This window comes from Thermostichus sp. MS-CIW-36, from assembly GCF_054059035.1.
This window is the reverse complement of record NZ_JBSSBR010000007.1, coordinates 87,650-100,165: the sequence shown is the minus strand read 5'-3', so window position 1 is coordinate 100,165 and position 12,516 is coordinate 87,650. Positions and strand designations below refer to the sequence as shown.

The window sequence follows — 12,516 nt, the reverse complement described above, 5'->3', positions numbered from 1 at the left end:
CCTGGGTTAGGCTATTGCCATCCCGGGGGAGCAAGAAACACCGCTGCTCTGCCCCAAAGTCCGCGAGTTGAGTTAAGGAAGGTTGAGGTGAAGGGGAGACTGACCTGCCATTTCCCTGTGCTGATACTGGCCCTGCCTCTGTGGGGATCCCCGACCTGGGCCGGAGAGTATTTCACCGAGGAAGTGACCAGCCCTAGCCTGGAGATCATTCACGGCTGGCGGCAGGAGGTGTACGGCATTGGGGTCACCATCACCAACACCAGCCTCGGCTCCTTTCGCGTGCCCCTGGAAATTGATATGGAGGATCGGGCTAGCTGTGAGCGGGCCGACTTGGTGCTGACGAACAATCGCATCATGCCGATGGGATCCTTTCAAGACTGCATTCTCAACATCTTTCCCTACCTGGATAAGTTCATCAACCAAGAAGTCGCCAGCATTCGAGTCACCCTAAAAGGACCGGCTCCCCTTCTGGAAATTCCGGTAGAGGAGTCGGATCGGCTGATCTTGGCCCAGGTAGCCAACCAATCGCGGGAAGCCTTTGTTTTCTTTCAGCAGGAGTTGGCCCGCGTTTTGGAGCTGCTGAGGCAGTCGGATCCCGGCCAGAGCGAGACGGCCCCACAGCCTGCCACTCCAGTCCCGACCGCCACTCCAGCCGAGTCTGCTGCCAGCCCAGGAGATTTTGTAATCGTGGGAGCCATTCGGGAAGACCGAGTGGGGGCCGGTAGCCGCCTGAGCGTGGAAGCGATCAACCGCAGCACCCGCACGGTTCTCAACGCCCGCGCCCGCTTCACCTTCTACCGGGGGGAGGAAGTTGTCGATACGCGAGTGGCAGCGTTTGAGCCCAGCGACGTGCCCCCCGGACAAAGGGCCTCTGCCAGTGTGCTGAAAACCGAGGCCAATTGGGATCGCGTCACGGTGACCTTCCAGTGGCAGTAGGGTTGTCTCAGGGGGCTAAAGCGTTGCCACGAATCAGGCTGCCCAAGGTTTTGACCGTGATCTTGAACTGCACCCAAGGGCTCATGGGCACTACCGTCTTGTAGAGGTAGCTGTCAAAGGTCATCCTCTGCACGTCCCGGTCGGCGCACATCTCCACAAAGGCTTCGCGGGTGGCATTGGAACGGTAGAACACTCGCTGCAGGATGTCCAAGACCTTGTAGGTCAGGCCGTACTGGCGATCCCAGCGCTTGAGATACAGTTTTAGATCCTCCTCTGTGGGAATGCGCTTGCCGCCGTTGGAGGTCTCGACGATGGTCTCGGCGCACATGCGGCCTGACTTGGCGGCAAAATAGATCCCTTCGCCGCTGGATTTGGTTACGTATCCCGCCGCATCTCCCACCAAAGCAGCACGGCCCACCACACGGCGTGGACGGGGATGCTCTGGGATCGGATGGGCTTCCACCTTGATCACCTGGCCGCCGCGGATACGCTCGGCAGCACGGGCGCGGATCCCAGCTTGCAACTTTTGGATGTGGGCTTGGTTCACCTTCATGGTGCCGGTGCCCACAGCCACATGGTTGGACTTGGGAAACACCCAGGCATAGAAGTCTGGAGAAACATCGTCCCCCACATACATTTCTGCCCGCTCTGCGTAGTAGGCCATTTTGTCGTCCGGGAGCCGGATGCGCTCCTGAAAGGCCAGCGCATAGTTGTAGTCGCCAGCACCAATGGCTTCTGCCACCTTGGAGTGGAACCCATCCGCCCCGATCACCACATCCACAGCCAAAGAACGCGGCACCCCTTGCCTCAATCCGTCGGAAAAATCGTTGTAGTGCAGGATGTAGGGATCCCGGCCATTCTGGGGGATCTCCAGATGCATTACCTTGCCGTTGATCAGCTCCGCCCCTTTTTGGTGGGCACGATTGCGCAAGAAGGCATCCAAGATCTCGCGGCGGCACATGCCGATGTACTCGTTTTCTTTTTCGAGGGCGATATCCACCTCATAGTTGGAAGGGGAGATCATCTTCATCTTGCGCACTTTGCGGTCGATGATCCCCTCGGGGAGGTCGAACTCGGAGACCATACAGAGGGGAATGGCGCCCCCGCAGGGCTTGGCGTTGTCCAGCTTCCGCTCAAACAAAAAGGTCTCGATTCCAGCTTGGGCCAGAACTTCGGCAGCAGAGGCTCCGGCTGGGCCGCCCCCCACAACAGCAACTCTCAGACTCAAGGTGCTCTCCTCGATGCAAGTGCAACTGGCTCATCAGACAGCAGGCATCCTACCACAGCTCCTCAGAAGCATTGCGGACCTTGACGAAGTGTTGCAGAGTGGAGGGCTCGCGCTCGGTGTGTTTCTACAAAAGGCCCCGCCGCATTTGATCCCAGAGGTTGAGATAGGACTCGGCTTCGGCTGAGCTCAGGGGGCGCCAGATCTCCGAGCGTTGCCAAGTGGAGATTTGCAAGTCGGCTCTGCGTTGCAGGCGTGGGGCAAGTTGAGCCAAATCCAGCGGCAAAACCGAAGGGATCCCGCTCAGATTGACCAAGCGGGGGGCAAATTCAGGATTCAAGACAAAATCAAGCCAGTCAGCCAACAGGGATCCGGAATCGGTCTGGGTTGATTCTGTGTGGGCATTGTCTTCGACGTGGGGTCGCACCCAGGCATCCCACCAGATGGCGGATCCGGAGGCCGGGATCACCACTGCCAGCTCAGGGTAGTTGGCTTGGGTGGCGTAGAGATCCTGCGACCAGCCCACGGCCACCCAGCTATCGGCCAAGCGCAAGATGGGCAGGTAGTCGGAAGAGGTGTAAGTTAAAACCTGGCGATGCAGGGATCCCAGCTCTTGCCGTAATTCCACATCCTCAGGGTTGAGGGGATCGTTGTAGGAGCGGCCCATTTTCTTCAGGGTTAGCCCAATCACCTCCCGCGGATGATCCGGCAGAGTCAGTTTGCCGGCCAGCTCAGGCCGCCACAGATCCGCCCAGTCCCGAATGGGCTCCCTCACCCGATCCCGGCGGTAGGCAATGGCCGTTACCCCCCAGCGCCAGGGCACACCCCAAATCTGCCCCTCCCGGAGTGCCGCAGCTTGCCAACGGGGATCCAGATTCTGCCATCGTTCTCCCAACAGGCTTGCCGGCAGAGGAGCCAGCCAACCGGCAGCTATGGCCCGATCCAAAGCGTCGGCCCCCAACAAACTCAAAGCCGCCACCGGCAGCCGCCGCCGGAACCATCCCCCCGGATCCCACCAGGCCGGATCAGCCGGCTGAACACTTTGCCGGAGATAGGCCAACAACTGATCCCGACTATCCAACAGTTGCAGCCGAAAGCGGGCCTGAGTCCTGCGGCGAAACTCGTTGAGCAAACTGGCAGGGATCCCTTGCTTGAGCGCCACGACAAGAGGCAGGTGTGCATCCGGCCCCCCACATCCTGCCGCCATTAGCCCCAGCAGGATCCCCTGTAGAAGCTCACGTCGGCTCAGCCGTATCTCGCCCACGACAGTACCGCTCCACCAGAATGAGAGCCACCAGATCATCGTAAGCCTTGGCGGGCACCCGCATCCCCTTGGGCAACAGCCGCTCCCATCCCTGCGGTGGGTGAAAATCCCAGTAGCGCTGACGGGCCTCTTGGGAGCTGTGCCGCTCATCCACCAGGACAATCTGCTGCGGGGGGAGGATCGATTCCAGTTGAGACTTCCAGGCTTGGGCCGTCGTCTGATTGCCCAGGATCACTTGCTCCGCCTGAAACTGTTGCCGGAGCGTTTGTAGTCTAGACAGCGCTGCCGCGGAAGGGACCACCTCCCGGTGTAAAACCTTCAGCTCCGTTTGCGTAAACACCTGCACCACAGCAATGCCGCATTTGTCGCGCCCTGGGTCGAAACCGATCAGCACTCGTTCGCTCTTCAGCCTTGCCGAATGGAGTGGATCCGTCATCCCTCAGGACGCCCCGCCTGCTGAGCCCCAGAAGAGCCGGGTTGACCGGAAGCTTCTGCCATCAGAAAACTCACCCGCAATGGCCCCGCTGTGTAGATGTCGGTGTCGGCAACTAGCTTCACATCCAGAGGGGTGGTGCTCTGGCGGAGATGCTGCACAACCTCCAGAAACTTGACCTGGGAGAACTCCCCCACAGTGCCGGTGATGGGATCGGAGAGAAGCCCCTCCTCTTGCGAGCGCTGATTGGCCTGGTTCAGCAGCCCCAGCAGTTGCTGTTGGATCTGATTTTCGCTCAAACCCGGTTGAATCACCCCGTGGGCCAGCACGGATCCCTTGGCGAAAATCCGCTGGTTGGGGTAAATCTGCACGAGCACAGGCACAGGCTCCCCCTTGAGCCGGTTGGTAACAGAGAGAATGCGCACCGCCCAGCTACCGGGCTCTTGCAACTTCTCCAAGGCTTGATCGGCATCCTCGCGGCGGATCAAGATCGCGTTTTCCAGAGGGGGCATGGGCTGGGATCCAAGGGCAAGGGCTCGCTGTTCCGCCTGGGCCAAAAGTTGCTCAAACTGCTGCCGAATCGCCTCTGGCTTTGCCCCCCTTGGAGCCTCCACAACCCCCGTTGCCAAGACTTCCCCCGCCAAGATGGCCAGTTCCCCCCGCCGCAGCCGCACCGCCAATTGGTTGAGCTGCTCGATCTCCTGCTCAAGCTGGTTTTTCTGGTTCTCCAGTTGGGTTAAGGCCGCCTGCACCACATCCAGGGAGCGCTCCAGTTGATCTCGATCCAGTTGCAGGGCTTGTTTTTGCGACTCCAGGGTGGCGATCACCTGGCGGGCCGACTCCACCTCTGCCTTCACCGCCTCCAACTCGGCATGGGCTCGATCCAAACTGGGCTGCACCTTGGCCAGTTGCTCGTTGGCTGCCGCCAGCTTGGCCTCCGCCTCCTGCCGCTCCTGCAGCGCCACCGCCAGTTGATCGCGCACTTCGCTCAGGCGGGTTTGGGCTGCCGACTGCTGGCTGCGAAATTGGTCGAGATCCATCTTGAGGTGATCCCGCTCAACCCTGAGAGCGGCATTTTCCGCTTCCAAGAGGGCTTTTTGGCGGTTGAGGGCCCGCAGCTCTTGCTCCGCCTGGGCAATTTGGTTGGTGTAGCTGAACAGGGCCTCCGACAGGGAGCGGTTGAGGAGCAGCAGTGTGCCCAAAGTCAGGGCGGAGATGCTCACGCCGGTCACCACAGCCACCAGAATGGCGGTATGACGGGGGCGCAGGTTAAACCAGGTAAGGCGCTTTTTGCCAATGCGGTAGCCCACCCGATCCCCAACGACGGCAATCAGGCCACTGACAACCAACATGTAGAGGATCAGCAGTACGCCTTGCATATTCGCGGATCCCTGCCATGGAAATCTTAGCAAGGTTGCCCTGAGGATTTTGGGAGTTGTTGGGGAGGTGGGAAATAGGAATTCAGCTTACTCGCGCAGGAGCCCCGCGCTGTACCCGTAGGGTCAGCGTCGGGAGGAATGCGTCTTGATGAAGTATGGTAGAGCTATGACCCAAGTCCTGACCCTTTCCTGCAAGCTCAGGGTAGCAGAAGCTCAAGCGGCAAAACTCTCTGCTACCCTTTCTGCTTTCACAGGAGCCTTGAACTGGGTCAATGCCAACACCCCAGCAAAGGTAGTCAATGCCATCAAGCTCCAATCCCTTTGCTACTACGAACTTAGGTCGCGATTTGGCTTGTCCAGTAACTTGGCTCAGCAGGTATGCCGCAGAGTCGCAGGTAGTCGCAAAGGAGCACAACGGAAAAATAGACCCGTCAAGGAGTTCAAGAAACCGTTTGTTACTTACGATGCCCGCATCTTTTCCTTCAGAGAGAAAGATTGGACAGTGTCCATCACTACCGTTGATGGCAGGGAACGGTTTGAGTTAGCCATCGGCAACTATCAACGCAGGAAGTTAGCAGGGACAAAACCCAAAGCAGCGACTCTGGTTCAGCGTCGTGGTGGTGGGTTCTATCTGCAAATTTGCCTAGAGACAGAAACACCTGTTACCAAACCCCAAGAGCGAGTAATAGGCGTGGATTTGGGGAGAACAGACATTGCCCATACATCGGAGGGAGAGAACTGGCATGGACAGCAGTTGAGCAAAATACGAGAGCATTATTCCAAGCTGAGAGCGGTACTCCAGCAAAAAGCCAGTAAGGGCAGCCGCAGTTCCCGGCGCAGGTGCAGAGAGCTGCTGCAACGGCTGTCTGGCAAGGAGAGGCGCTTTCAAGCGTGGGTCAATCATCGCATCTCCAAAGCTATTGTGGCTAGGGCAAAAGCAACGAACAGCGCTATTGCTCTAGAGGACTTGACAGGGATTCGGGAAAGGGTCAATCAACAGCCGCGCAGTCAGACAGAGCGTAGGCGTGCAAATAGTTGGGCGTTCTACCAACTGCGCACCTTTATTGGCTACAAAGCTCTGCAAGCAGGAGTTAGGGTGGTGTTGGTGAATCCCCGCTACAGTAGTCAAACTTGCCACCGGTGTTTGCGCATTCATCCCGACCCTGAACAGTCCTACCGCAGTGGGAAGCAGTTTAAGTGTGGGCACTGTGGATGGGAAGGGGATGCGGACTTGAATGGTGCGAATGTGATTGCGCTTTTGGGGGCTGCTGTAAACCAGCCTAGAGGTTAAGCCTACGGCTCGCTTCGCGAACGGGTTTGTTTTGTTCTCTGGCAGAGCATAACAGGCTCAGGGCTACTGAAAGCCCGCACTCTTTCGCTTTAGCGGCGCCGAGCGCTTTGCGTCAGCATGAGTGGTGCGGGTAGTTTACACTTGCTCGGCGAGGAGCATCGAGAGCAGGCAAGGCATCAACTCAAAACCTGGGCAAACCGCGCCGGCGACAGAGCAGGGATCCATTCATCCGCCTGTCCATAGGCTTGTTGGGCGAAGCGACGGGCCAAAGCGGGCACGATGGGCAGGGGGTTGCTGAAGCCGGAAAACAGTTGCAAGCCTTCCCAACCGGGCAGGGATCCGACCAGAGGCTGGTGATCGGCGCTAAAGGCCACCAAGCAGTGATACCACCGTCCGGGCAGGTGGGCCAACTTGGGCAGGTAGCGACCAGCCTGTTCCCGGATCTGGGCTTCGCTGGCGGCTGCATCCACCTCGGCATGGGGATCTGTCAATACCCGGCTGATCTGGCCCATGCGAATGCTGCCATCCACAAATTGCAGGATCCCGGCATCCAGAATCGGCGGGCAAAGCTCGTGCCCTGGCTCGTCCCAAAGGGGATCCCGATCGGGATGGGCGGCTTGCCGCTCCAGTTCCAAGCGTTGCACAGGCGCGCTCATCACCAGCGCTCTCAATTGCAAATCCGAGGGCTCCAGCTCCAGGGATTCGGCATGGGTGAAGTAGATGGGCACCCGGATCCCCGCTTGGCGCAACAAAGCCCGCGTCCAGCCGCCGGCACACACCACCACCTGGCCTGCTCCATAGCAGTTGGCTCCAGCCTCTACGCCCGTGATACGCGCTTCCTGCCGCCGCAGGGCCGTTGCTGTTGTGATCAAGAGGGATCCCCCCAATCGTTGCAAGGCTGTTTGAAAGGCCAGCGCCGTCAACAAGGGGTTGATGTGGCCATGCCGAGCCCAGAGCACTGCTTCCAGAGCTGCCGGATCCAGCAGCGGCTCCAGCTCGCAGGCTGCCGCCACCGAAATCCGCCGGGGTGGGATGCGACAGTCGGCCAGATCCGCCTCGACAGCCTCCACATCACAGCCGGGGGCAATGGGCATGAGCAGGTCCAGCTCACGAAATTGAATGTCTGCCTCCAACTCCTCTGACAGGGTGCGGTAGCGTTGGATCCCTTCTTCCCCCAAAGCTTTGAGCATCGGCGTTTTGCCCGCCCAATGGGCCAAGCCCCCGTAGCTGTAGCGGGTTGCCCCCTTCAGCACCGCTTCTTTCTCCACGAGGAGAACGGATCCCCCCTGGCGGGCCAGCTCATAGCTCAGAGCTGCCCCGGTAATCCCGCCACCGATCACGATCCAGTCGTAGTTGGCCATCGCTTCCCTCGTTGCCCTGAACCTCATCTTGCGGCAAAGTGGCTCCGTTCAGGGTAGCAAGCGCAGCAGAACCTAAGCCTGCACCGGTGGCCGATACTGGCTGAAGAGGAACTCGCAAAGGGCTTCTTTGAGTCCAGATTGAGAGTCTCCTCGGGTTCAGAGTCTGCCAAAGTCCATTTGTGTTCATCGTAGCCAATTGCATAGCAAGGATGAGGGTATGAACGAACTACTTCAAACCATCAACCGCAGTCTCCTGGAGATGGTGGGGCGAGGCATTGAGCTGTTGCCGGGCTTTTTGATCGCCGCAGTCATCCTCTGGGCTACCCGCTATGGCGTTCGAGCCGTGCGGCGTCTGGTAGGATCCGCAGCCAATCGGTGGATCCCCAGCCCTTCCCTGCAAATGCTGCTGGTGCAGATCGGCCAAGTGGGCGCCTGGGTGGTCGGGATCCTCGCGGCCAGCGTGGTGGCTTTCCCGGATCTGCGCTTGGGTGACCTCATCGGGCTACTGGGGTTAGGGTCGGTAGCCATTGGTTTTGCTTTTCAAGACATTTTCAAGAACTTCTTGGCGGGTGTGCTGCTGCTTTTGAACGAGCCTTTTCAACTCAACGACCAAATTATCGTCGGAGAATTCGAAGGCACCGTTGAAGAAATCAGCATTCGCTCCACCCAGATTCGCACCTATCAGGGGGAGCGCGTGGTCATTCCCAATGCTATTGTGTTTACCAGCCCGATCACGGTCTTGACCGATCGCCCCTTCCGCCGTACCGATCTGGAAATTGGCCTCGACTACAATACACCTCTGCCCAAAGCTCTGGAGGTGCTGCGGGAAGCCATGCAGGGGGTCGAGGGGGTGCTGGCGGATCCCCCCTTTGAGTTGGACATTATGGGGTTCGGAGACAGTTCCATTGATTTTGTGGTGCGCTACTGGACTCGGCCCCGCAAGCCGGAGGTGCGGCGCGTCCGCACTCAGGTGATGATGGCTCTCAAACAGGCCTGCGACCGAGCCGGATTGGTCATCCCCTACCCGATTCGCACCGTTTACGTGTTCGACCAGCACGATTTTCAGGATCACATCCCTAATCCCAAGGTCGCCTAGGGATCCCTACCAGCGGGCCAGCAGCATCTGAAATCGGCTCTCCCCCAGCAGAATTGCCTTGGGATCGGGATAAGTCTCGCCAAACCAAGCTCGCAAGCGGGCAATGGCCGCCTGGAAGATCTCCTCTGGGATCGGCCAGGAGCTGCTGTAGCAGCGCTGAGCGTACAGATCAAACAAAGCTTGGGCAGCGATGGCCGTCTGCCACTCTGCCGCTGTCCTCTGTTCCACGTGAGCCCCTTGAGACTGCAACAACGCTTCCACCTGCTCGGCATCGGCTCCAACCTGTTGGGATTCAAATCCCAGCTCTGCCAGAATGCCTGTCCACCGGGCCTCGAACGAGTGGCGGGCGCTCATCACCCGCTCTCCATAGCCGTAGAGGTAGACCCCACCTGGCTTGAGCACGCGACGGATCTCGCCAATCGCCTGCTGCCACTCGCGGATCAAGTGCAACACATGCACCGTGATCACCGCATCAAAACACTGCTCCCTAAAAGGCAGGTTGGTGGCATCGGCCATCTGCAAATGAACCTGTGGCGGCATTTGGCCCAGACTTTGTTGAATTTTGTGCCGCAAGACGGCCAGCATGCGCTCGGAAATGTCGATGCCGGAATAGGAATAGCCGCGACGGATCAGCGGCAAGGCAATGCGTCCTGTCCCAATGCCCACCTCGAGAAAGTGGGTCTCAGGGGTGGCTTCCACCGCGGCCAAGATTGCATCGGCGATCGCTTCATCTACGCCGGGAGGAAAGCTGCGGGTGGCATCGTAAAAATCGGCGGCCCGATCAAAACAGACGCTGTGGGATCCCACCATCGCTGCACACTTCCCCAACGGGCAAACCCAGACAGACATAGTATCAACAGAAATAGGCAGGGATCGCCGGGATCTCTGCCCATCTCAAGCCCGAAATTGGATCTCTTCTCGGCTTTCCTCAAGCCTCTTCAAGACTCCTGCGCCAGGCGAGCGTAAAACAAGCCTTGAACGCGAACAGTGTGGGGTTCCATCGCCCCTTGCTCGGTGCTGGAAGGCTGAATGCTAACAAAGGATCCCGCCATCTCCCCGGTGCTGGGATCCACGCGAGCGATCCGCAGCGACATTTTCCCCTGGGAAACCTCGTCCACCTTGCGGTTGGTGGCAAAATCATCTTTGGCAGCCTGTAGACCTACCGCAGTGTCGTAGCCGGTGTTGGATCCCCGCCCGCGCGGGTCGAGGAAGGTGCTGCTGTGATAGCCGGGCACCAAGAACTCCCCTTCAAAATCGGTCGAAGGGTCAATGGCGGAGCCCTGGGCAGTGGCGACCAAGTCTTTCACGCTAAACAGAAACGGCACCAGCTCGCGGCGGGGCATTTGGCCGGTGGTCGGCTGAGAGGTGATCCCATCCACCACTTTGAGCTCCAGCACGCCGTCTTTGGGAGTCACCTCAGCTTTAATCGGCCCCAGAGTGGCCGCTGAGATCATGATGTTTTTGGCCTTGATGAACTCTTTCTCGCCGTTCCGCTTTTCCTCTTCCACCTCAATTTGCACCGGCTGGAAGCAGACATCCGTCAGCTTCAGGGATCCCCCCCTAGGCACTTCGATACGGCCCCGGGCGTTGTCCGAGACCGAAGGGCAAATGGCGGCCTTGCCGGTGTTGCGGATCTGGTCATAGGTCAGCGGCGCCTTGGCAGCCTTAGCCGGAAAGGCAAAGACGCTCAAACAAAGCGCCAACAAGATGGCGAGCAGTGGACGGTACCGCATAATCAACCTCGAAAAACCTTTTTCTGAACGCTGCTGGGGGAAATAAGCCCGAATGCCCCCATTGTACGCAATCGTGATCCCCCTCAGAGGAAGTGCCTCAAAATTAGCCACCCACCAACAGGGATCCCAGCCAGCGTTCCCGAATCTGGGTGATCAACTCGCGGATAGGCTGTTGGTTGACACGGTAGCTGATGGGATGGGCAATCAGGCGAGCTGTACTCTCGAATAGGCAGTCTCGCTCAATCAGGCCGTTTTCCCTCAGGGTGCGCCCTGTGGCTACCAAGTCGACGATGGCATCGGCCATGCCGGTGAGGGGGGCCAACTCCACCGAACCATAGAGAGAGATAAGCTCCACCGGCAAATCCAGGCGGTCAAAATACTCCCGGGCGCAGCCGACAAACTTAGAAGCCACGCGGGCATGAGCAGGCAACTGAGCTGCCGAGCGGTAGGGGCTATCTTGGGGAAGAGCCACCGACATACGACAGTGGCCAAATTGGAGATCCAACAGGTGGGCCACCCGCGCTGCGGTGCCGGCATAGCGCTCTCGCAAGATGTCGTAGCCGACAATGCCCAATTGCGCCTGCCCATACTCCACATACACCGGCACATCGTGCGTGCGCACCAGCAGCGCTTCGTAGCGTTGCCCGTTCAGCCGGGTGGGGGACTCAATCCGCAGTAGGCGATTGCCGGGATCCAAAAAACGGCTGAAATCGATCCCCACCTGCTGCAGACATTGAATGGCCTCAGGCAGCAGGGCCCCCTTGGCCAGAGCAATCGTGATGGGTGGGCTGTCGGGACGGCCATCCAGCATTTTTTCAGCATCTACATCTACATCTGACCTTGATCTGATCTTGGGCCGGAAGTAATTGGTATGAACAAACACAAGAATCTCGGGATCCCCGCCTGCCGAGTGGACTCCTGGTAGAGACGGGTTAGAACGAGGGGCCTAGGGGGAAACATCAGCGAGAATGCCCAGAGACAGGCCGGCAGCAAGCGGGCTCTCCCAGAAAAGCAAGCCCCCTTGATTGTAGGGGATCGGAATCCCGGCAGCGATTCCCCAGCCTCTTGAAAGCCCCACCGGTTCTCCAGAATGCCTGGGATGTTGACATACTCCCCTGCCTAAAGGCAGGGGATTCTTGACGCTTCACAGACCGATGCCAGCAAGCTGGTCTTACTAGGACTCCGTCCCGCTGGCGCGAACAGTCTCCACCTCCGTTTTAGAGTCGGGCGCTCGCCTTGGCGGCGCGGAGCGCTTTGCCCCATCCCGACTTGCTCGATATTTTCAGAAGCCACCTCATCCCGGTCATGGACTGCTCCACAACCATCGCAGACCACCACCCGAGTGGCAAAGACCGCAACAGCGTTTCCAGCTTGCAAGCGCACTTGGTGTTTGTCACCCAATACAAACGCAGGATACTAAGGTTTGGACTTAATTGCGGCAGCATTTAAGAGCGTTGCCCAATCGATGGATTTTGGGATTTTAGAGTTTAACGGTGGAGCAGACCATGTTCATCTTTTGATTTTCTACCCACCTAAGTGGTCTTTTTCCAGATGGTTAACGCCCTCAAGGGAGTCTCCAGCCGCAGGTACGGGCAGGCTAAGTTTCCCAAGCCCTACGGCAAAACCGCCTTGTGGAGTCCTAGCTACTTTGCATCAGGTGTGGGTGGTGCTCCCCTGCAAGTCTTAGTTGCCTACATTCAAAACCAAGAAGAGCCGCCCTGTCGCGTCAGCGGGCCCTAGGCCTTAAGGGCGGGGTTTTAGACCCAGTTTTCTGATAAAAGACTGTTAACACAAACGC

Annotated in this window: 10 protein-coding genes and 2 pseudogenes; 4 read left to right on the top strand and 8 right to left on the bottom strand. The window is 58.7% G+C overall.

Going from position 1 to position 12,516, the window contains the following annotated elements:
• The first annotated feature begins 87 nt into the window (after window positions 1-87).
• Entirely contained in the window at window positions 88-936 is an 849-nt protein-coding gene (locus tag ACVWVQ_RS05180) for a hypothetical protein (RefSeq protein WP_457507257.1), read from the top strand.
• 7 nt (window positions 937-943) lie between these two features.
• On the opposite strand, the gene chlP is transcribed toward ACVWVQ_RS05180, so the two are convergent.
• The 4 genes from chlP to ACVWVQ_RS05160 all read right to left on the bottom strand — a co-directional run bounded on the left by chlP (window position 944) and on the right by ACVWVQ_RS05160 (window position 5,237).
• A complete protein-coding gene (chlP, locus tag ACVWVQ_RS05175; RefSeq protein ID WP_457507255.1) occupies window positions 944-2,164 on the bottom strand; it encodes a geranylgeranyl reductase in 1,221 nt (406 codons plus the stop codon).
• Between the two features lie 124 nt (window positions 2,165-2,288).
• Window positions 2,289-3,425 carry an extracellular solute-binding protein gene (locus ACVWVQ_RS05170; RefSeq protein WP_457507253.1) on the bottom strand — a complete coding sequence of 379 codons (1,137 nt, stop codon included), beginning with the start codon at window positions 3,423-3,425 and terminating at the stop codon, window positions 2,289-2,291.
• Window positions 3,397-3,861 carry a Holliday junction resolvase RuvX gene (gene ruvX, locus ACVWVQ_RS05165; protein WP_457507251.1) on the bottom strand — a complete coding sequence of 155 codons (465 nt, stop codon included), beginning with the start codon at window positions 3,859-3,861 and terminating at the stop codon, window positions 3,397-3,399. The genes ACVWVQ_RS05170 and ruvX overlap by 29 nt, the downstream gene beginning before the upstream one ends.
• Window positions 3,858-5,237, bottom strand: a complete 1,380-nt coding sequence (locus ACVWVQ_RS05160; RefSeq protein ID WP_457502945.1) for a DUF3084 domain-containing protein — start codon at window positions 5,235-5,237, stop codon at window positions 3,858-3,860. The genes ruvX and ACVWVQ_RS05160 overlap by 4 nt, the downstream gene beginning before the upstream one ends.
• Window positions 5,238-5,403: 166 nt before the next feature.
• Between ACVWVQ_RS05160 and ACVWVQ_RS05155 the strand changes: the two are divergent.
• Window positions 5,404-6,662 (top strand): annotated as a pseudogene (locus ACVWVQ_RS05155) (RNA-guided endonuclease InsQ/TnpB family protein).
• Between the two features lie 42 nt (window positions 6,663-6,704).
• On the opposite strand, the gene ACVWVQ_RS05150 reads toward ACVWVQ_RS05155, so the two are convergent.
• Complete coding sequence (locus ACVWVQ_RS05150; protein ID WP_457507249.1) at window positions 6,705-7,889, bottom strand: NAD(P)/FAD-dependent oxidoreductase; 1,185 nt, start codon at window positions 7,887-7,889, stop codon at window positions 6,705-6,707.
• Between the two features lie 217 nt (window positions 7,890-8,106).
• Here ACVWVQ_RS05150 and ACVWVQ_RS05145 point away from each other — a divergent pair, with 217 nt between their 5' ends.
• Complete coding sequence (locus tag ACVWVQ_RS05145) at window positions 8,107-8,985, top strand: mechanosensitive ion channel family protein (RefSeq protein ID WP_457507247.1); 879 nt, start codon at window positions 8,107-8,109, stop codon at window positions 8,983-8,985.
• Window positions 8,986-8,991: 6 nt separating this feature from the next.
• On the opposite strand, the gene ACVWVQ_RS05140 is transcribed toward ACVWVQ_RS05145, so the two are convergent.
• The 3 genes from ACVWVQ_RS05140 to hisG form a co-directional block, all read right to left on the bottom strand.
• A complete protein-coding gene (locus tag ACVWVQ_RS05140) occupies window positions 8,992-9,834 on the bottom strand; it encodes a class I SAM-dependent methyltransferase (protein WP_414358263.1) in 843 nt (280 codons plus the stop codon).
• 89 nt (window positions 9,835-9,923) lie between these two features.
• Window positions 9,924-10,718 carry a photosystem II manganese-stabilizing polypeptide gene (locus tag ACVWVQ_RS05135; protein WP_457507245.1) on the bottom strand — a complete coding sequence of 265 codons (795 nt, stop codon included), beginning with the start codon at window positions 10,716-10,718 and terminating at the stop codon, window positions 9,924-9,926.
• Window positions 10,719-10,821: 103 nt separating this feature from the next.
• Complete coding sequence (gene hisG, locus ACVWVQ_RS05130) at window positions 10,822-11,529, bottom strand: ATP phosphoribosyltransferase (protein ID WP_457507243.1); 708 nt, start codon at window positions 11,527-11,529, stop codon at window positions 10,822-10,824.
• A 494-nt stretch (window positions 11,530-12,023) separates the two neighbouring features.
• Here hisG and tnpA point away from each other — a divergent pair.
• A pseudogene (tnpA, locus tag ACVWVQ_RS05125) lies at window positions 12,024-12,458 on the top strand (IS200/IS605 family transposase).
• Window positions 12,459-12,516: the final 58 nt, after the last annotated feature.